23 protein-coding genes are annotated in these 18,184 nt (G+C 43.2%); 14 read left to right on the forward strand and 9 right to left on the reverse strand.

All coding sequences use genetic code 11. The features are described from left to right. Positions 1–134: 134 nt before the first annotated feature. The 4 genes from GD002_RS00170 to GD002_RS00185 all read left to right on the forward strand — a co-directional run bounded on the left by GD002_RS00170 (position 135) and on the right by GD002_RS00185 (position 3,196). Positions 135–722 (forward strand): hypothetical protein, encoded by a 588-nt coding sequence (locus GD002_RS00170; RefSeq protein ID WP_153730306.1) that lies wholly within the window; start codon positions 135–137, stop codon positions 720–722. Positions 723–829: 107 nt separating this feature from the next. Beyond that, on the forward strand, positions 830–1,321 hold the full coding sequence (ybaK, locus tag GD002_RS00175; RefSeq protein WP_153730307.1) for a Cys-tRNA(Pro) deacylase: 492 nt from the start codon (positions 830–832) through the stop codon (positions 1,319–1,321). A gap of 73 nt (positions 1,322–1,394) precedes the next feature. Next, complete coding sequence (locus tag GD002_RS00180) at positions 1,395–2,042, forward strand: YczE/YyaS/YitT family protein (protein ID WP_153730308.1); 648 nt, start codon at positions 1,395–1,397, stop codon at positions 2,040–2,042. 248 nt (positions 2,043–2,290) lie between these two features. Then, a complete protein-coding gene (locus GD002_RS00185; protein WP_153730309.1) occupies positions 2,291–3,196 on the forward strand; it encodes a hypothetical protein in 906 nt (301 codons plus the stop codon). A 213-nt stretch (positions 3,197–3,409) separates the two neighbouring features. On the opposite strand, the gene bshB2 is transcribed toward GD002_RS00185, so the two are convergent. The 3 genes from bshB2 to pdxK form a co-directional block, all read right to left on the reverse strand. Further along, entirely contained in the window at positions 3,410–4,081 is a 672-nt protein-coding gene (bshB2, locus tag GD002_RS00190; RefSeq protein WP_153730310.1) for a bacillithiol biosynthesis deacetylase BshB2, read from the reverse strand. Between the two features lie 16 nt (positions 4,082–4,097). Continuing rightward, a complete protein-coding gene (locus tag GD002_RS00195) occupies positions 4,098–4,448 on the reverse strand; it encodes a YojF family protein (RefSeq protein WP_153730311.1) in 351 nt (116 codons plus the stop codon). A gap of 173 nt (positions 4,449–4,621) precedes the next feature. Beyond that, positions 4,622–5,455 (reverse strand): pyridoxine/pyridoxal/pyridoxamine kinase, encoded by an 834-nt coding sequence (gene pdxK / locus GD002_RS00200; protein ID WP_153730312.1) that lies wholly within the window; start codon positions 5,453–5,455, stop codon positions 4,622–4,624. Positions 5,456–5,677: 222 nt separating this feature from the next. Between pdxK and GD002_RS00205 the strand changes: the two genes are divergently transcribed. The 5 genes from GD002_RS00205 (at position 5,678) to GD002_RS00220 (ending at position 8,100) form a co-directional block, all read left to right on the forward strand. Then, the gene (locus GD002_RS00205; protein WP_153730313.1) at positions 5,678–6,433 is read left to right on the forward strand and encodes a DUF4230 domain-containing protein; all 756 of its coding nucleotides are present in this window, start codon (positions 5,678–5,680) and stop codon (positions 6,431–6,433) included. A 5-nt stretch (positions 6,434–6,438) separates the two neighbouring features. After that, the gene (locus GD002_RS00210) at positions 6,439–7,131 is read left to right on the forward strand and encodes a uracil-DNA glycosylase (RefSeq protein WP_153730314.1); all 693 of its coding nucleotides are present in this window, start codon (positions 6,439–6,441) and stop codon (positions 7,129–7,131) included. A gap of 15 nt (positions 7,132–7,146) precedes the next feature. Beyond that, positions 7,147–7,323 (forward strand): uracil-DNA glycosylase, encoded by a 177-nt coding sequence (locus tag GD002_RS17840; protein ID WP_228548234.1) that lies wholly within the window; start codon positions 7,147–7,149, stop codon positions 7,321–7,323. Next, positions 7,320–7,598, forward strand: a complete 279-nt coding sequence (locus tag GD002_RS00215) for a YwdI family protein (RefSeq protein ID WP_153730315.1) — start codon at positions 7,320–7,322, stop codon at positions 7,596–7,598. The genes GD002_RS17840 and GD002_RS00215 overlap by 4 nt, the downstream gene beginning before the upstream one ends. Positions 7,599–7,719: 121 nt before the next feature. After that, positions 7,720–8,100, forward strand: a complete 381-nt coding sequence (locus GD002_RS00220; RefSeq protein ID WP_153730316.1) for a DUF423 domain-containing protein — start codon at positions 7,720–7,722, stop codon at positions 8,098–8,100. Positions 8,101–8,166: 66 nt separating this feature from the next. Here the strand turns inward: GD002_RS00220 and gerQ are convergent, their stop codons facing one another. The 3 genes from gerQ to hemQ all read right to left on the reverse strand — a co-directional run bounded on the left by gerQ (position 8,167) and on the right by hemQ (position 9,964). Then, entirely contained in the window at positions 8,167–8,514 is a 348-nt protein-coding gene (gene gerQ / locus GD002_RS00225) for a spore coat protein GerQ (RefSeq protein WP_153730317.1), read from the reverse strand. Between the two features lie 15 nt (positions 8,515–8,529). Beyond that, a complete protein-coding gene (locus GD002_RS00230) occupies positions 8,530–8,949 on the reverse strand; it encodes a cell wall hydrolase (protein ID WP_153730318.1) in 420 nt (139 codons plus the stop codon). Positions 8,950–9,211: 262 nt separating this feature from the next. Then, positions 9,212–9,964, reverse strand: a complete 753-nt coding sequence (gene hemQ / locus GD002_RS00235) for a hydrogen peroxide-dependent heme synthase (RefSeq protein ID WP_153730319.1) — start codon at positions 9,962–9,964, stop codon at positions 9,212–9,214. A 216-nt stretch (positions 9,965–10,180) separates the two neighbouring features. Between hemQ and pta the strand changes: the two genes are divergently transcribed. Together pta and GD002_RS00245 are read left to right on the forward strand one after the other, a co-directional pair. Beyond that, the gene (pta, locus tag GD002_RS00240; RefSeq protein ID WP_153730320.1) at positions 10,181–11,152 is read left to right on the forward strand and encodes a phosphate acetyltransferase; all 972 of its coding nucleotides are present in this window, start codon (positions 10,181–10,183) and stop codon (positions 11,150–11,152) included. Between the two features lie 67 nt (positions 11,153–11,219). After that, on the forward strand, positions 11,220–12,056 hold the full coding sequence (locus tag GD002_RS00245) for a lipoate--protein ligase family protein (protein ID WP_153730321.1): 837 nt from the start codon (positions 11,220–11,222) through the stop codon (positions 12,054–12,056). A gap of 19 nt (positions 12,057–12,075) precedes the next feature. On the opposite strand, the gene GD002_RS00250 is transcribed toward GD002_RS00245, so the two are convergent. Then, positions 12,076–12,714 (reverse strand): RsfA family transcriptional regulator, encoded by a 639-nt coding sequence (locus GD002_RS00250; RefSeq protein ID WP_153730322.1) that lies wholly within the window; start codon positions 12,712–12,714, stop codon positions 12,076–12,078. Positions 12,715–13,119: 405 nt separating this feature from the next. Between GD002_RS00250 and GD002_RS00255 the strand changes: the two genes are divergently transcribed. Together GD002_RS00255 and GD002_RS00260 are read left to right on the forward strand one after the other, a co-directional pair. After that, a complete protein-coding gene (locus GD002_RS00255) occupies positions 13,120–14,409 on the forward strand; it encodes an HD domain-containing protein (RefSeq protein WP_153730323.1) in 1,290 nt (429 codons plus the stop codon). Positions 14,410–14,432: 23 nt separating this feature from the next. Then, the gene (locus tag GD002_RS00260) at positions 14,433–14,939 is read left to right on the forward strand and encodes a YwgA family protein (RefSeq protein WP_153730573.1); all 507 of its coding nucleotides are present in this window, start codon (positions 14,433–14,435) and stop codon (positions 14,937–14,939) included. Between the two features lie 42 nt (positions 14,940–14,981). Here GD002_RS00260 and GD002_RS00265 read toward each other — a convergent pair whose 3' ends face one another. After that, entirely contained in the window at positions 14,982–15,167 is a 186-nt protein-coding gene (locus tag GD002_RS00265; protein ID WP_153730324.1) for a 2-hydroxymuconate tautomerase, read from the reverse strand. A gap of 67 nt (positions 15,168–15,234) precedes the next feature. Here GD002_RS00265 and GD002_RS00270 point away from each other — a divergent pair, with 67 nt between their 5' ends. Then, entirely contained in the window at positions 15,235–15,753 is a 519-nt protein-coding gene (locus tag GD002_RS00270) for a YwhD family protein (protein ID WP_153730325.1), read from the forward strand. Positions 15,754–16,101: 348 nt separating this feature from the next. Here the strand turns inward: GD002_RS00270 and GD002_RS00275 are convergent, their stop codons facing one another. Next, complete coding sequence (locus GD002_RS00275; RefSeq protein WP_153730326.1) at positions 16,102–18,156, reverse strand: transglycosylase domain-containing protein; 2,055 nt, start codon at positions 18,154–18,156, stop codon at positions 16,102–16,104. Positions 18,157–18,184: the final 28 nt, after the last annotated feature.

Consider the following 18,184-nt stretch of genomic DNA (forward strand, 5'->3'; position numbering starts at 1 on the left):
TGGTACTAGGCGGGTAAGATGAGATAATTGATAATTAAGAAAGTGGTCTTTAGACGGATTGGCTAACTAAATGGCTTTGATTACACTAATAATTAAAGTGTACGAGCGAAAATTCCTACCCGGAGGTGGATGCCATGAATGCTGTAATGGGGTTTGCGAGCGCAGCCGAACAATTGCAAAGGTATGACGCAGTCCGAAGAAGGAATGCTGAAAATGCCTATGAACGACAAACACAATTTCGTGATCATACAAATAAAACGAAAGACGATTTAGAAGCACTACTGCGAGGAGAAGAAGAGCCAGTAGTAAAAGCGGCAACCGAGAAGTCGGACTTTCAAAAATTAGATGCTGGTCAAGTGAAAAACATTGCCATTCCACTCGGCAACACATTGGAAGAAACCATTGCCCTTTGGCGTGATGTTCGAAAAGAGGCTTATTCCCATGCCGAAATGACAACAGCTGACTATCAACTCGGCAGTAAAGCCTCTGCCAAAATCGCAGAGGCCGAATTGCAACTGGCTTTACACAACCGTGCCAAAACGATTCGAGACAAAATGCATAGTGCATCGGCTGCTCCAACAGCTTCAAGTTCTATGACAGAGGTAGCAATGGATCGAATGCAAAGATGGTATGATACTGCATTTTCCGCCTATAGTATCCAAAGTCAGGCGAAAGGTAATGACTATCGAATTGAATGGCCTGAAATGTCCGTCAGTGTCTAAGTGGAAAGCGAAGCTAATTTGCTAGCTGTTAGCTACGAATCAACCACAGTCCGTTTTACTGATACTTCAGTGAAATGGGCTTTTTGGTGTAGAAAGGGGAGAATACAATGGGGAAGAAAAGTAAATCTATTAAAACAAATGCAGTCCGGATTATTGAGAGTGAAAAGATCGACTACGAGTTGCGCAGCTACGAAGTGGAAGACGGTCACAATGACGGCATCTCCGTAGCCAATAAAACAAATGAGCCGGCAGCGAATGTTTACAAAACATTAGTTGCTATGGCGAGCAAGACGGACTTACTAGTTTTTATCATTCCGGTAGCAGATGAGCTTGATCTGAAAAAAGCAGCGAGAGCAACAGGTTTTAAGAAGATAGACATGCTGCCGATGAAAGACCTGACGAAAGAAACTGGCTACGTTCGGGGTGGTTGTTCACCAGTCGGCATGAAAAAAGAATTGCCGACATGTATTGATCAACAGGCGGAATCTCTTGACTATATCTTGGTTAGCGCAGGAAAAATAGGCTTGCAAATGAAACTCTCTCCACATGATCTAGCGGAAGTGACCGAGGCGAAGTTTGTGGATATCGTTAAAGGCTGAAGTATCATTTTTGGGTTTTTCTGTTACAATAGATAGAAAGAGTGTTTGACAACTAGAAGAAAGAAGAATGTATATGCGCAATTTATTAGCTTGGCGATGGATTTTCTTCATAGGTGGAATGGTGATCATGTCGCTAGGTATTTCTCTCACAATAAAAGGACAGCGACTCGGGATCAGCCCGTGGGATGTTCTGCACGTCGGGTTGTTTCAAAATATTGGACTGACGATCGGATCCTGGAGCATTATCACAGGATTTTTAATCGTGACGGTTACATCACTTGTTCTCAGAGAGTGGCCTAGATGGGGAACGTGGTTGAATATGATGATGATTGGACTGTTTATCGACTTCTTTAATTGGATTTTACCGGATTTGACATCATTGCCAGCACAAATCGTCAGTTTTATACTGGGGGTTTTGGTCCTCTCGTACGGCGTGGGGATTTATGTTTCACCGAATCTAGGAGCAGGTCCACGTGATAGTTTGATGCTGTTATTCGTTGAGAAATTTGGATGGAGTCTTCGCGTAGTGCGTACAGCGATCGAAGCGACAGTCACATTAATTGGCTTTTTGCTTGGTGGTCCAGTAGGAATTGGAACATTATTTGTCGTATTATTTTGCGGACAAATCATCCAAATCGCATTGCCGCAGTGTCGCATAATTTTATTGAAGATTACAGATCAAGAGGATGAAAAAGTTTTATTACACTATAAAGGAGCATAAGCGGAGACGCTGTGCTTTTTTTATTTGACTAGACATAGAATAAATAGATGAAAGAAAGGATGGTTAGCATATACGGACATATAACAGAATACATGGGAACAGCTTATACGGGCAAAGGCATTATGCACAAGTACGAGGAATTATTGGAAGATTCGAGGAAGACTATCTTCTTGAAATGTTTGCCTACCCACTCTTTGTCACAGGTCCTGAATGATTTAGCTATTTACTTTGTCAAAAGAGGACATCAAGTGGATCGTTTTATGAATCCTGGGCAAGCGGATAAAACCGATGCGATTTATGTGAAAGAGCGGAGTCTATTCATCTTACAGGCTTCTCATCCGATTTCTTTTGAACCGACCGATTTAGGAGGGCACCATAAAGTATTCTGCTTTTATGATGTATACCATCAAGAACAACTTTATCAACAACATGATGAAGTAGGGAATTTACTAAAGGATGGGAAAGTCAGCTTTGAAAAGTCCTTAGTTGCGCTACAAGAAGCAAAGGCTATTCATGATGAGTGGGAAGTAGTCAATATTCAAAGGATGGATTGGAAGCGCCACACAGAGATAGTGGAAGAATTGAAAGATGAGATTTTCGGCACGATCGAATTGGCAAAGCCATCGCAAGTATCTCATCGCATTATTGGTTCTTTGTCTGCTGGTAGTGCACACGACTTTATTCCGTCTATTACAAAACGAATGCGACGACGGTTACTGATCAAAGGGTTGCCTGGTACTGGGAAATCAACCATGATGAGGGCGATTGGTCAAGAAGCACAGCAACGAGGGATAGATGTGCTATATGGCTGGTGCGGTCTCGATCCATCGAGCATCGACTTAGTGTTGTTTCCGGAGCTATCTATCTGTTTGTTTGATTCGACGCAGCCGCATGCTTATGATCCCGAGAGTCCTCGTGATGAAATTGTCGACATCGTTCCTTTGTGCAAGAAAGATGAACAACTTGAGAAGCAAATTGATGAGATACAACATCGATATCGTGAAAAGATTGCAGATGCTGGAGGATATATGCAGACAGCGATAAAAGCACAGAACAGCGCCAGAATTCAGATGGATCGCGCACTGAACGTGGAGGTGTTTGAGAAGAAATTGCAAAATTTATATGCGTTTATCAAAGCGATGGATGGAAACTGATGCGTTAGGTGACGGATCCGAGCCAAAATTTTACCCCAACGCTCCAATCTAAAGGAGAACCGAGCGAAACAGCTCTCGGGCCGCTCCAAAGCGCACTTCAACCGCGCTAATCACCCGTTTCACCGAGCGAAACATAGCCATAACCGCACCAAAGATATCCAGCACCGGCCCCATCACATGGCGAAGAAAAAACCGCAGAGCTCCCTGCGGTTTTTAGTCGAACGTATAGCGATAAAACTTTTCATTATGAAGCCATTCCAAGGCATCTTCTTCTTGAGCAGCCCAACGCTTCTCCATATCTTGTAACATCCAAAGTGTTTGTGAAGCATGTGCTTTCAAGGCAGCGATTTTCTTATCTTGCATATCAGCTACATGATGAATGACATCGGGTTCACCAATCACATTTACGGTGTTATTGTCGAATGCGTTGACATATAGTACCGGACGTTGAGCTTCAGGAATACGTCTCACTGCTTCTACAACAGCTTGACCTGTAGCATTGTGATCAGGATGCACGGCTAATTGGGGATGGAAGGAAATAACGAGGGAAGGGTTCACTTCCTCAATCAAATCAGTCACCAACTTGATCATTTTATCAGGATCTTCGAATTCAATCGTTTTATCACGTAGTCCCATCATTCGTAAATCCGTTAATCCCATCGCGTTACAAGCGTTCAATAATTCTTGCTTGCGAACTTGTGGCAAAGTTTCGCGGTTAGCAAATGGAGGATTTCCTAAGTTCCGTCCCATTTCACCGAGAGTCAGGCAGGCATAGGTAACAGGCACGCCCATCTCGATATATTTTGAAATCGTTCCCGACACGCCAAACGCTTCATCGTCCGGATGAGGGAAAATGACTACTACATGTCTTTCTTTTTGCAACATGAAAATCTCTCCCTTCTTAATAAGCAAATGGCGTTTCGCTGATCTCTAGCGCAACAGCAAGTTTCCCATCAGGTCCGAGACCCGCCATCAATAAACGATCATGTTCATCCATTGTGTAATGGGTAATCCCTTGAGCGTAAATCCAGCCGCTCGGCAATTTGAGTCCGATGCGGTGAGGGGAGTCACCAGCAACTTTTCCAAGTTCATAGCGGATGACGATATTACGAATAAAGGCACCTGCATTGAAAAATCCTTCTTGGAAATGGGAAGCATACGATCCATTCGTAGTTTCCAAATGAATGTAAACATCTTTATTGGCAAAGGAGTCTAGTAACTCCTGCAAATGATTTGCGTCAACAGTTTGCATACTCTTCCTCCTATTATAGCGTGTATTCACGGACGGTAGACAAATTGCTGCACAGAGCCATGTGCAATGATTTGGCTACAATCCATCTAGTAGTAGTATATAGAAAGTCTAGTTTGAATGCGATTAGATGGCTCATGAGAAAAGCCAGGAGAAGTTTCCTGGCTTTCTACCGATCAAACTTCTCGCAGCTCAATTTCTGGTACTTCGAATCTGTTTTTCGCGCCATGCATGACAGGCCCCACGTATTCATTAAGTTTCCAACCATGGGTAATTGCAGCTGTTACAAATTGTTTCGCTTGTATTACTGCCTCTCTAGTATGTAATCCATTGGCTAAATTCGCAGTAATCGCGGCCGCAAATGTGCAACCAGCACCATGATTATAGGGGGTATCTGCTTTTTTTGCTTCTAACAGAGTAAACGTACGCCCATCGTAAAATAAATCTACTGCTGCCGGATGATCTAACTGCTTGCCGCCTTTAATGACCACATTGCGAGCACCGAGATCGTGGATTTTCTGTGCAGCTTCTTTCATTTCATCTATCGTTTTCAAGGTTTTCATGCCTGCCAATTGTCCGGCTTCAAATAAATTAGGTGTAATAATCTCGGCTTTCGGCACTAAATAACGGATCATTGCATCGGTGTTTCCTGGGTTCAACACCTCATCCTCACCTTTACAAACCATGACAGGATCGATGACGACGTGATCAAGTCCGGATTCCTCAATTGCTTGTCCAGCTGTCTGAATGATTTCTTCCGTACTCAGCATACCGGTCTTAATTGCATCAATACCAGTAGATAACGCTGTTTTCAATTGTGCTTTCACGACATCAATTGGCAAGGAATAGACATTGTGCGCCCATTGATTTTCTGGATCCATCGTCACAACGACCGTCAAGGCGGTCATACCATACGTCCCATGCTCTTGAAATGTTTTCAAATCAGCTTGAATCCCCGCACCGCCCGATGTATCCGAACCTGCAATTGTTAAGGTCTTCTTCAGAGTCATCATCAAACGTCCCCTTCATTTACGAAATTTTCCTGTTACTAATTTTAACTAACTAAAAGCAGAAATACAATTAATTCGGATGATCTGAAGTTCTATGATATTGTATAGAAATCCATAGTTTTACATGAATAGACAATGAAACTTATTACCTTGTAGAACGTACAAATAAATGGAGAAAGAACTTGTATTTTGTCTACTAATAGGACGGAAAGGTCGTGAATCATGAGCAAGCATGATCCGTCAGAACAACAGAAGAAAGAAATTGAACTGTCAAACTCTCAATCGTCGGTTACGGTTGATGAAATAAAGAAACCGAAACAAAAACGGAAAATTGGCTTCTGGAAACTTGGGTTGACACTATGGACTTCTTGGAGAAAAGCCTATGTTCTGCTCATTTTATTATTAGTTTCTGCGATCATTATCTTGCCGATCGCTGGCTTTTATTTAATAAAACTTGGCTCCACGTTTACCGAACAAAAAGGTGCATTTGTTGACCATGTGCAGGAACTTCAAGAACTGACAACAGCCAATGCGTATACGAAAGTGCTGGTAGAACGCACAGACAATGAATTATTCGGTCAAAGCATCGGTGTCAATATCCCCGGAACGCAGCGGAAATTATTAGTTGTCATCCCTGGCGCTGTGAAGGCGGGGATCGACCTCAGCAATATTACAGAGAAGGATTTACAAGTGGATAAATCCGAAAAGACTGTCCGCTTAACGGTGCCTGCAGCTGAATTCCTAGGCGGAGCTGAACTATTCTTCGATCAAGTAGAAGTGTATTCAGTGGAAGGGTTATTTCGTACGAAAGCGGATATAGAAGAAGGATACGAACTTGCGAATGAAGCAAAAAACATGATCATGGAAGAGGCGTCTCAGCAAGGCGTTTTGCAAGCGGCTGAGAAAAATGCGGAAAAGACGTTAAAAGAGATGTTTTCATTTGCAGGGTATGAGCTGGAGATCGAATTTAAGGAGTGATACAGATGCAACCCATATTTCACAATGACTGGGACACGGTGCTGAAAGCGGAGTATGATAAACCGTATTATCAAAGTCTACGGAAATTTTTGCAGTCGGAATATGCTACACATGTGATCTATCCACAAATGCAAGATATGTGGACCGCTTTCGAATTAACCTCGTATCACGATGTTCGAGTGGTTATATTGGGACAGGATCCATATCATGGTCCTAATCAAGCACAAGGGATGAGTTTTTCTGTTCAATCTGGCGTCAAAATACCGCCCAGTTTGCGCAATATCTTTAAAGAACTGTCATCAGATCTCGAGGTTCCAGTACCTTCTAGTGGCACGTTGACCGGTTGGGCGAAGCAAGGTGTGTTGTTGTTGAATACGGTACTGACCGTACGAGAAGGTGCGGCTGCTTCTCATCGTGGGAAAGGTTGGGAGCTGTTTACGGATGAAGTGATACGGAAACTGTCACTTCGTAGGGAGCCGATCGTTTTTATTTTATGGGGCCGACATGCTCAGGAAAAAACATCTTTGATTAATCGTAGACGACATGCGATTATTGAATCAGTACATCCAAGTCCGTTTAGCGCGAATCGTGGTTTTTTTGGAAGCCATCCATTCACCAGGACGAATGATTTTTTAGTAGAATGGGGTTATAAGCCTATTGATTGGTCTAAGACAGAAGCGGCTCAGTTAAACGAATAGAAAGGGAGTGGGGTCGTGGCGGTCAACTGTTTTCAATGCCAATACTTTTATACGACATGGGACCCTGCAAATCCGCGGGGATGCAAGGCGTATGGGTTTAAGACCAAAATGTTGCCATCTATTGTCGTTAAGCGTTCCTCTGGGTTGGAGTGCATGAAGTTTGAACTGAAAAAAGGAGCGGAATTCCGATGATTTCATCTGAACAATTGCTTGTGGAGATCGAGCAACAAGTTCGTTTGGCGAGACATGCAGCGAACGAACAAACACGAAGAGAAGCGGTTTCTGCTGTGCGTGCACTATGTAATGTGATGTTGAGCAACTCCGCGACAGAAACTGGAAAATTAACTTTCCAGCACAAGCCAAATAATTTGCCGCAACACGCTTCGATTGGTAAGCCAGTTACCTCTTTACAGGAGCAACCGATGCGAGAAGAGGATGCAAATGGGGAGTCGTTGTTTGATTTTTAATTACGTGTAGTTAGAGCTTTGTTGCCACAAACCGTTCGAAAAATGACCGTTTTCATGGGCTCGGATGTGATAGACTAGAAACAGAATATAATGGATAAGTCGTTAGAAAGAAGGAATCATCATGCCATTTTTCATTATCGTAGGGGCGATCAATGCAGCGCTCGCAGTGGCGTTAGGCGCATTTGGGGCTCATGCATTGAAGGATCGCCTATCTGAACACTATTTAGCCATCTGGGAAACAGCAGTTCAATATCAAATGTTTCACGCCTTAGGTCTTTTGGCAGTGGGTATTTTAATGAGTAGCGCTTTGCTTGGTCCTTCTACTCAATTATCTTGGGCAGGGTATTTAATGCTTGCAGGAATTATTATTTTTTCAGGGAGTTTGTATGCACTCTGCTTATCAGGAGTCGGCATTTTAGGGGCCATCACGCCAATTGGCGGCGTAGCATTTATTGTCGGTTGGATTATGCTGATTCTAGCTGCCATTAAATTTGGAAACTAACGTGTAGTCTTTCATACGAAAACCGCTCACTGCGCAGTTACGCGATGAGCGGTTTTTTATTTGCGATTATGGCGTTTGATCGAAATAATTCAATTCCTCATCAAATTCAGCGTAATCGAAGTAGATCATCGGAAATAAGAAACGGCGTCCCGTCTTCGCTTCGCTGAGGATTACGTGATCTCGCCCGGCAGCCTCGACCATTCCGGCGACGGCTTTCGTATTTTTGCCAGCCTCTACGGCATGTTCAAATGAAAAATGAAAGATTCCAGGTTTTCCTCTGTTCAACCTCAAAATATTCTCAATGTACGATTCCTCTCTAAATGGAGGCGTGTTCGGTCTGCCACTCGGGATTGTGACTTGTGGCGGTACCATTTGCTGTTGGCCGTAGCCAGGATTCCAATAATATTGAACCATTTTAACATCCTTTCTTTAAATGAGTGGGCAGTCTTGTTCCGTCGGGGAGAAGAAGCAGTGCGATTTATAGCGACCGGTATTCCACTGGTTGTACCATTGGGCTGGACATTCTCCTGCTGGCATGAAGAACCACAGGGACCGTTCAGCTGGATTGAACCGTTCTCCATTAATGACGCGTCTCGCTAGTTTACGATCTCGTTCCCGCGCACGTTGATAAAAGTAACTTTTCGTTGTAGCCTCAAAGCCTCCTGGCCGTTGGTACACCATATCATCGATAGTGCGAATTCCTTCAAAATCTAGACAATTGGAACGCACTCGATTGACCCCAACGTTCCCAACCATGAGCATCCCTAAGTCACCGTCACCTTCTGCTTCTGCACGCATTAAACGAGCGAGTAAATCGACCCCTTTATCATTTGTTGCGATGACAGCCAAAGCAAAACCCCCTTGCTTGTATCCTATGTCCGATAAAGGGTCGGCATGACAAAAAGATTTTTGTTGTTTCATTGGTGAATTGGGGGCAGTATGTGCGATTGGAAGACGGTAATGATTGGTTGAGTGAGTCTTATGGGCGCTTGTACAGATATATGAGCAATACATAATGTTTATGATCGACAAGGGAGAATTTGATTAGCAGTATGTATACATAGCAAGGCTGTGAATATAAAAAAGCCGCGAAATATTCGCGGCTTCAAAATTATTTCACTTCAAAAAATGCAGCTCGTTTATCGTCTTGTAAAATTGTGCCGACGAAGAATGAACCGAATACACCATAACGTGCGCTGACTTCATCGAAACGCATTTCATAAACGAGTTTCTTAAATTGCAAGACGTCATCAGAGAATAGCGTAACGCCCCATTCATAATCATCAAAACCGACAGAACCCGAAATGATTTGCTTCACTTTTCCGGCATACCCTCGGCCAATCATGCCGTGACTGCGCATTAAGCTTTTACGCTCGTCCATATCGAGCATATACCAGTTATCGCCGCCTTCACGCTTCTTATCCATTGGGTAGAAACATACATATTGGCTGCGTGGCAGTTCAGGATACAGACGTCCGCGCACATATGGATTTTGATACGGATCTTCATCGGATTCACCCGCTAAATAATTCGATAACTCCACAACAGATACATAGGAGTAAGCAGGGATCGTGTAGTCCGCAATCGTTAGTTTATTAAACTCAGCTTCAAGTTGTTGCAATTCATCCATAGTAGGGCGTAACGTCATGAGCATGAAATCAGCTTTTTGACCCACCACCGTATAAAATGCATGACTGCCTGATTTCGCTTCATCTGCTTGTTGCAGACGTTCCAAATAAGCTAAGAATTCATTGACTGCTGCTTGACGTTCTTCTTTTGAAATTAACTTCCAAGAAGCCCAGTCCATTGTTCGAAAATCATGAAGTACATACCAACCGTCTAATGTAATAGCTGCTTCGTTCACTTGAATTCAGTCTCCTTTTACTTCAAAATGGTTTCTGTCTCAAGTGTAGCATAAAGACACTTTGGACTGTAAGGATTAAGGCAGAGGGGGAGTTGATGTATGTCAAAATTGTGCCTATATTCAAGAAGTGTCTGAAAAGTTCGAAAGTCATAGTGAATTTTATGGGTATTTCAGGTATGATGAGGAAGAAAATATGATAGAAGGTGGGATTTACAGATGGCAAATCTTTTTGATGGCATACGAGCACAGTTGGAAGGAAAGGGGAAGACCATTGTATTACCAGAAGGAGAAGATGTACGAATTTTAGAAGCAGCTGTACGTCTTCAACAAGAAGGTATTGTGAAACCTGTTTTGTTAGGCAATGAAGCAGAGGTGAAGAAAGCAGCCGAAGAAGGCGGTTTTGATATTCGTGAAATCGAGTTGATTGAACCTGCAAGCGCTTCCTATTTTGCTGAGTTGACTGAGAAGTTCGTTGAGCGTCGCGGCGGGAAGGCGACACTTGAACAAGCACAGGAGCAATTGAAGGATGTTAACTATTTTGGAACTATGTTAATCTATACAGGACGTGTAGACGGCTTGGTGAGCGGTGCTGCGCATTCGACTGCGGATACGGTTCGCCCAGCTTTGCAGATCATTAAGACGAAGCCGGGTATATCGAAAACAAGCGGTGCGTTTATTATGATGAAGGGCGAAGAGCGTTTGATTTTCGCAGATTGTGCGATTACAGTGAATCCTTCAGCGAAAGAGTTAGCTGAAATTGCGGTAGAAAGTACGAAAACAGCGAAAGCATTCGGTATTGATCCGCGTGTAGCCATGTTGTCTTTCTCGACTAAAGGTTCTGCTGTAACAGAAGAAACGGAAAAAGTGGTAGAGGCCGCAAAGATTGCGCAAGAAATGGCACCTGAATTGGCAATTGACGGAGAGTTCCAATTTGACGCAGCGTATGTTCCAAGCGTAGCAGCGAAAAAGGCACCGGATTCTGTTATTAAAGGCGATGCGAATGTTTTCATCTTTCCAACATTAGATGCAGGAAACATCGGCTATAAATTGACGGAACGTTTAGGTGGGTACGAGGCAATCGGTCCAATTTTGCAAGGCTTGAATGGACCTGTCAACGATTTGTCACGGGGCTGTTCTGCGGATGATGTGTACAAACTATCTCTTATTACAGCAGCGCAAAGCTTATAAATCGTGCGATCCAGGATTGTGAAACGTCTGCATACATACAAGATGAACAACAGTGGGAGAACTAGACATGTCACAAGATAAATTTTTATTGAATCAATCTGCTTGGCGCTTGATTGACGAATCGATCACAGCCCGTAGTCGATCCGCGCTAGAATCTTTTGCGATGGACGATGCGTTATGCCAATTAGTCGGACAGCAGGAAAGTGTCCCTGTAGTGAGGACATGGGTGCATGATCGAACGATTGTGTTAGGTATACAAGATCATCGCATGCCGTTTATTCAGGAAGCAATTCAGAAAATCAAACAGAACGGCTATCAAGCGATTGTACGTAATTCAGGTGGGCTGGCTGTGGTTCTCGATGAAGGAGTATTGAATATCTCGTTAATTTTTTCAGAACAAAAATCGGCAATTGATATTCCAATAGGCTATGAAGCCATGCTATCTTTTGTTAAATTGCTGTTTCCTGAAATAGATGAGCAAATTGAAGCTTATGAGATTGTCGGTTCCTATTGTCCAGGTTCCTATGATTTGAGTGTAGGAGGCAAGAAATTTGCGGGCATTTCTCAACGACGATTGCGTCAAGGGGTGGCTGTGCAGGTGTATCTCTGTGTAGAAGGCAGTGGTGCCGAACGAGCGGAGTTGATTCGAGAAGTCTACGAGACCGGGTTGCAGGGACAGCCGACGAAGTTTAGCTATCCTGACATTCAACCACATGTGATGGCATCCTTATCGGAAATTCTCGGAGCACAGCTAACGGTCAATGAAGTGATGATTCGTTTGCAATTGTTATTGCGATCACTGACTGATGATATCCGCCATGGCACACTAACGGACGAAGAGCTCGATCTGTATGGCTTTTATTTGCAACGCGTAGTTGATCGAAACCAAAAGATGTTGTCTTGAAACAAAAAAGAGCTACCAATCAATGACTGATTGGTGGCTCTTTTGATGATACTAGATTGCCATTTGGCTCCATTGTGAAGATCGGTGCGACATGCTCGCTTTCTTCATTGAGGGCAATTAATCTGCGCGCACGGTTCATAATTTGGACGAATTGTTCGTAATCGTCTTTTAATGTACGATTCTCTTTTTTCAAACCTTCTAATTCAGCTTCCATCGCTTTTAGCTGCTCAGTTGCAGTTTTTGCTGTTTGTTTCCAACGAAGTGCGTCTGTATCTGCACCACCATTGTGATGCATCCGAATTAAATACGCAATAACGGTATCTAATGACAAAGCGGAAAGGGGAACTTGGATTTTTTCTTGACCATCACCACTAGATTCTGCACTGTACAGTTGCTGGTTACGTCTTTTAAAATCTGTACCTAGCACACGTAACGTCTGCTTTCTCTCTTTCTTTGCTTCTGCCAGCTCACCCTCGTATTCTCTTCGAACGACAGCATTCCATCTAAAACCACAGGCTGCCGCCGTTCGGTTCAGCGCGTCCCCAACTTCCTCAAACGCACTCAGTTGTGTGCTACCTTCTCTTACATGTCGCAACACCGTCTCTGCCAACAACTCATCATCTTGTTCTAACCACGCATCTTGTCTAACTTTCACCATCTCCATGCCTCCTGTCTTGTACTCTCTTTCTACTGCCATTATGGACAGACAATGAAACATTTATTCAGAGACTCACAAAATTCTATCAATTTTGTATTTAAACTTGGGGCTGTCATATGGCTGAAAGTGCTAAAACGCACTAAAAATTCGGAGCACCGCACCAAAGTCTAAGAGAACCGAACCAAACAATTGTTGATCCGCGCCAATGCAAGACAGCGCGGCTCCAAACGATGATACAACCGAGCCAAACTTGCATTACACCGCTCCAAACAGAAATCTACCGCCTTTAGCAAACAAGCGAGTTCTAGAAAAAACGTATCATGATATATAAAATCCGACGTAGAGTCTATGTTGTCTTGCGTCATTTTTTGCTATACTGGAAAGAATGAAGGACGAGGTGATGACATGGCGTACGAAAATGAAAAACTGTTGGAAGAAAAAGTGTTCAAAGACCCCGTACACCGCTACATTCACGTTCGTGACCGAGTGGTTTGGGATGTCATCAACACGCGAGAATTCCAGCGGTTGCGCAGAATTCGTCAGCTTGGTACGACGTATCTAGTGTTCCACGGGGCAGAACATAGCAGATTCCAGCACTCCCTCGGTGTCTATGAAATAGTGCGCCGGATCATTGATGATGGCTTTAGTGGACGTGCTGAATGGGATGAAGGACAGCGATTGGTTACCTTATGTGCGGCCTTGTTGCACGATTTGGGACACGGTCCGTTTTCGCATGCGTTCGAAAAAGTATTCAATCTTGATCATGAGCAGTTTACACAGCAAATTTTATTGGAACAGACAGAAGTAAACGAAGTACTGAGCCGAGTGTCTCCTGATTTTCCACAAAAGGTTGCCGATGTCATCGATAAAACCTATCCTGATAAACTAGTGGTCAGTTTGATTTCTAGCCAAATTGATGCCGATCGGATGGACTATCTTCAACGAGATGCCTATTATACTGGTGTTTCCTACGGTCATTTTGATATGGAGCGTATTTTGCGTGTCATGCGACCGACGGAGGAGCAGGTTGTCATTAAACATAGTGGCATGCATGCAGTTGAACACTATATCATGAGTCGTTATCAAATGTACTGGCAAGTCTATTTTCATCCCGTCTCGCGCAGTGCCGAAGTGATTCTAATGAAAATTTTACATCGAGCGAGATATTTGTATGAAACAGGGTATGCATTTACACAAGAACCCAAGCATTTCATTTCATTTTTCAAGAAAGAGTTTGAGTTGAAAGAATACATAGCACTCGATGAAAGTGTGTTATTGATGTACTTTCAGTTATGGATGGAAGAGAACGATCCCATTTTGGCAGACTTGTGCGATCGCTTTGTCAATCGACGGTTGTTTCAGTATGCCGAGTTTGACCCGGCTTCCCAATATATGAAATTCGGTGAGCTCGTAAAATTATTCCAGGAAGCAGGACTTGATCCTGAGTATTATTTGGTGACGGATTCTTCATCCGATTTGCCATATGATTTTTACCGACCTGGTGAAGAAAATGAGCGTGTGCCAATTTATTTGCAAATGAAAAATGGAGATTTACGTGAACTGTCACGTATGTCAGATGTCGTGGATGCAATTTCAGGAAAACGTCGGACTGACCATAAGATTTATTACCCCGAGGACCGTTTGATGGACGGGAATGTACTGCATGAGAAGATTTTGGAATTGTTACAAGGTTAAAGGTGAAGAGAGGGGTGGGCGAGTTGCTGCAAGAGCATGCAAAAATCGTTCAATTTGTATCGTTAGCGAATGAAGTAAATGGCCGTAAGAAAATGCAGAAGATGGTCTATATCTTGAAGAAGATGAATTTTCCGTTTGCAGAGAAGTACGAGCTTCATATGTACGGTCCGTATTCGGAGGAATTAACGTTGCGTGTTGAGGAATTATGTGAGATGGGCTTTTTGGCAGAACGATTTGAAGATAAAGGGTCGTATAAGCAGTATTGTTATCAAGTGACGGATGAAGGGTCTAAGTTTCTTGGAACAGCGGATGAACCGAGTGCACAGTTACCTGACTGTATTGAGCGATTGAACGGCAGATCTTCCCGTTTTCTAGAATTAGTCTCTACACTACTGTTTTTTGACCATTTGGAGAAGGACGAACAGATTGCTAAGGTACGTATTGTGAAAAATAAATTGAACTTTACGGACCAAGAAATGGACCAAGCCTTTGCATTTATTGAAGAGTTGCAAGTCTGTTCAGCGGGTTGAATAGTTAATAAAAAAGGATTCTCATAACGAGAATCCTTCTTCTTATTGGTCGCTTGCTCTAACGCCGCCTGTAGATAGATGGTTCTTTGACATCTCTTCGATGAAGACAACAACGTTTTCAGACGGAGCACCTGTTGTTTCTGATACCGCTGCTGTTACTTTTTCACAGAGTGCACGTTTTTGTTCATCGGTACGGCCTTCAAACATTTTTACTGTTACATATGGCATTTTACTTCCTCCTAAGCAGAAAATTCAGGTATAGTACATATAATAACAGAGATAGAGGGGGATTTATATGGCGAGTGAGCAAAACTCGAAACCGAAGTTAGGCTTTACGATTATTAAAAATGACCCGACAGATGGCCATAAAGGATTTGGCATCGGATCTTTGTCTTTGGAGAATATTTCACCTGTCATCATTGATGTAGAAGAAGGCACCGCACAAGTGGAAATGGGGGCGATGCATGCCCGTAGTGATACAGAGCGAGGAATCAAGTTCACGACTAATCGAGAAGACTCGGAAGGTGGAAAACCGTATTGGCTTGTTTGGGTCACTATTGATTACCGGGAAGAGGGTCCTTATTACGCAGGAGTCACAGCTTGTGAAATGGTAGTGAATCGAGAGAAGAGACGTGGCTATAAAGTATTGGCTGACCACGTCAATCGCATGGATAAGTCGATGAAACGCCATATTATGGTGGATGATATGGATGAACGCTCCAAGAAGATTCTTGCAGACTTTTTGCGATCACACAATGAAGAATTGTGGGATCGAAGCAAACCAGAATTGCATGACGGATTGCGTACGGAGTAAGTCTTCAATAACCAATATTTACCATCTATATTCCAGGTAAATACGTCAAAGATGTGACATTTTATTTCGCTGTCTCTTTGAGGTTGAATGTCTGTGGGAAAGGCAGTAAACTGAATATACAGCTTTGCTGCTGTAAACTAGGACAACTACGGTAGACTCATATGGTATAGGAACGCCACAAAACCCAAGCGGGCGGATCTATCCAATTGATTTGCTGTAGTCAAAAAAGCCTCGCTCTCCGCGGATTCGGAGGGGAGGCTTTTTATTGTAGGATAATGTTCGATAGGATATGCGTTGCTGCTCATAGAGTGCATGCAGGCGCTCATAACCACTAAAACAGCCTCTCCATCATTCAAAAAAAGAAAATGGAAATAGATCCAACTTCGAATCTTCTCGTTCTCCAGAATTTTGCTCTCTCAATGAACGATCAGTACAAAGCTTTTTCGGCACGTCTTTATCTTTCACATACATCAACCGTTGCTTTGGACATTCATTGACTGCGATGCCACCCGTTTCGATATCGACGATGACGCCCTGGACACCAGAAGGCGGCAAAAATGGTTCCGGAGTGCTTCCTTCGTGTACTGTTTCCATGAAATCAATCCAGATTTTTTTAGAAGCCGCTTTGTCGTTCAAATCTTCAAGTTGTTTCCCTCGATCAAATCCAGTCCAAATTCCTGCTGTTAATGAAGGGGAGAAACCAATTAAATATTGGTCAGAAATTGTCGTGCCGGACTTGGCGGCGTAAGGTCGAGATTGTTTTGGACGCATGGATAAACCGGTGGCAGATAAATAATCACTAAAAACCGGATCAAACATGCCAGTCATCAAATGAGTTAGCACAAACGCATCTTGTTCAGACATAATCTGTTTAGGTTTCTTAGGTGAATACTCATAGACGACTTTTCCGGATGAATCAGTAATTGACAAGACCAGTTGCGGCTCGACTTGAATTCCTTTTGAAGCAATTCGATTATAGGCAGTCGTCATTTCTAGTAACGTCACATCGGATGTTCCAAGTGCCACCGCAGGCGATTCCTGGAAGGATACATCGATTCCAAGACGTTGCGCCATTTTCGTGTACTGCTTGTAGCCGACCTTCTCCAATGTTTTCACTGCATAAATATTGTCAGAAATTGCGATAGCTTGTGCCAATGAAATAGGCTTTCCGGCAAATTTTCCATTAATATTACTCGGCTCATACGTAGAACGACCTTCATCATACGTAAATAGAGTCTTCTCTGCTGTCATGAATGTGAGTGGGTTGAAACCTTTTTCTAATGCTGCTGCATAAAGAATTGGCTTCATGGCAGAACCTGGCTGTCGTTTTGCCTGTGTCACTCGGTTAAATGAACTATCCGCGAAATTCACACCGCCTACCATCGACGTAATATAACCCGTGTCTGCTTCCATGGAAACAAATCCAACCTGGAGCTCGTTTTCCGGCATCCATTGTTTGATCACGTCTTCCGCTGTCTGTTGATGATGTTGGTCTAATGTTGTGCGGATCGTCCAGCCACCTTCAGCAGGTACACGTCCTTTGTTAGCCAATATTTCTTCCGCTTGTTGCCATGCCGCATCCAAGAAATAGGGAGCAACTTGTTTCGTATCTTTCCAGTTTTCCGTTTTCAACACAATTTCCTGTGATGACGCTCGCTCTTTTTGGTTGGACGTGATGTACCCACCAATTTCCATTTGATTCAGCACTAGAAGCTGTCGATTGCGAGAGTTTTCGGGATTGGAAAGCGGCGAATAAATGGAAGGCCCTTTGGCGATCGCTGCAATCGTTGCTGCTTCCTCCAACGTCAAATCTTTAGCAGACTTTGAAAAGTAAAATCGACTGGCTGCCTCTACACCGTACATACCATGTCCGAAGTATACTGTATTTAAATAACCTTCTAAAATCGTATCCTTGTTATAAAAGACTTCTAACCGATAAGCAAAGAGTGCTTCATGAATTTTACGTGTCCAAGATTTCTCATGACTTAAATATAAATTTCGGGCATATTGCTGTGTAATGGTACTGGCACCTTGTGCTTTACTCATCGTTTTGACATCTTTTAACACAGCAGCCGCAATTCGGGAGTAATCAAATCCGTGGTGCTCAAAAAATTGTCGGTCCTCAGTCGCAACAAAAGCATCTGCCAAAAAAGGTGAAATATCGGAAAGCTTCATCCAATAACGTCGCTGTTGGGAAAAATGATCCCCGATCTGATGGCCATTCTGATCCAAAAAGAGAGAGGCTTTTGGAACGCTAAGTGAAGGAGCGCCTAGTATTTGAGCATACAGTCGAAGCGAGATCAAAACAGTTGCAGCGGCTGTAAGTAGTATGATAGAAATCGAAAATAATCGTTTTCTCAGCTTTTTCCGGTTAGTGGTTTTTATATAATCGGTACGTTTCATTGAACATCCCATCCCGTTCCATTCAGTA

The sequence above is a fragment of the Sporosarcina obsidiansis genome (genome assembly GCF_009651005.1).
Classification (GTDB): Bacteria; Bacillota; Bacilli; order Bacillales_A; family Planococcaceae; genus Sporosarcina; species Sporosarcina obsidiansis.